Genomic DNA, 1,599 nt, shown 5'->3' with positions numbered 1-1,599 from the left:
TTTATAATATCAGACTTTCATGCCGCTGCGCGGCACCACTGATGGATGAAAATGTTGTCCATACTGTTACTACGGCTGGCGAAGGTAGGTCGTCCATTCTTGGTGTCTCGAGCCCGCATATCAGACGGACCACAACGACCCGGTGCATCGCAGATTGTTGCTCCTTCGGGAAGCACGCAGGGCAGAATAACCCTTTTGGTAGTTGCACCAGCCTTAAACACAACCAGTCGTAAGGAGAAGCAGATATGGAAGTACTGATCGAACGTTGCTGCGGGCTAGATGTTCATAAAAAGAGCATCACAGCCTGTATCATCACCCCCCAAGGAAAGGAGATTCAAACCTTTGCTACAATGACCCGAAACCTGATCGAACTGGTGGACTGGGTCAAACAAAACCGATGCACCCATGTTGCGATGGAGAGCACGGGAGACTACTGGAAACCAATTTACAACTTGCTGGAACTCGAAGATCTAAAGCCTATAGTGGTGAATGCTCAGCACATCAAATCGGTGCCTGGGCGCAAAACAGATGTTAAAGACGCGGAATGGATCGCCAAGTTACTGCGACATGGTCTGGTACAAGGAAGCTATATCCCGAACCGAGAACAAAGAGAACTGCGAGAAATCATTCGGTACCGGCGAAGTATCATCGAAGAACGAACGCGCGAAGCGAATCGGCTTCAAAAAGTACTGGAGGGTGGCAACATCAAGCTAGCTTCGGTCGCATCCAATGTACTCGGGGTATCCGGACGAAACATGCTGGAAGCCATGATTAACGGCGAAACCGACCCATCCGTCTTGGCTGACTTTGCGCAAAAGAAACTAAAGCTAAAGAAAGAGCAATTGAAGCTGTCCTTGGAAGGGCGACTCGGTGCGCATCAATTGCTCATGATCGAGAAACAGCTGGCTCATATCGATTACCTGAACGAACTGGTAACAGAATTGGATGCAGAGATCGATGAGCGTATGGCCCCTTTTGCGGATGACCTGAAGTTGTTGGATTCCATCCCCGGTGTCGGTAAACGAACTGCTGAACAAATCCTGGCAGAGATCGGTACGGACATGTCGCGGTTTCCTACTCCCGGCCATTTATGTTCCTGGGCGGGAATGACTCCAGGTCACGATGAAAGCGCGGGGAAGAAGAGGTCAGCTAAGGCACGAAAAGGAAATAAAAAACTGCGAAGTGCCCTCGTAGAAGCGGCACGGGCAGTAACACGGAAAAAGAATTCGTATTTGGCAGCTCAGTATCATCGCATTGCCGCACGACGCGGAAAGAATAGAGCCGCAGTAGCTGTAGGACATACCATTTTAACCATCGTACATGTCTTGTTAACGCGAAAACAAGAGTACGAAGAGCTTGGCTTTGATTACTTTGACAAGCGAAAGCGCGACACCTTGATAACCAATTCGGTCAAGAGATTAGAATCCCTTGGTCTTACGGTTACCATTCAAGAACAAGGCGTGTAAGTCATTTTTTAAAATTTTAAAAAAGCAATTACTGGGGTCTAGTTTCCTATTGCCAAAAACGGCTCTAATGGTACGCCGGTTCGGCGTTCTAACGATACAACGACGTATTAATTTTCAGGGCAGAATTTATATG

At 48.1% G+C, this 1,599-nt stretch carries 1 protein-coding gene; it reads left to right on the top strand.

Annotated elements, in window-relative coordinates; genetic code table 11:
• The first annotated feature begins 245 nt into the window (after nucleotides 1–245).
• A complete protein-coding gene (locus E1757_RS35510; RefSeq protein WP_133237152.1) occupies nucleotides 246–1,466 on the top strand; it encodes an IS110 family RNA-guided transposase in 1,221 nt (406 codons plus the stop codon).
• Nucleotides 1,467–1,599 lie beyond the last annotated feature (133 nt).

Source organism: Paenibacillus piri (assembly GCF_004354045.1).
Classification (GTDB): domain Bacteria; phylum Bacillota; class Bacilli; order Paenibacillales; family NBRC-103111; genus Paenibacillus_S; species Paenibacillus_S piri.
Note: the sequence above shows the minus strand (reverse complement) of the source record. Positions and strands in the feature narration are given on the sequence as shown.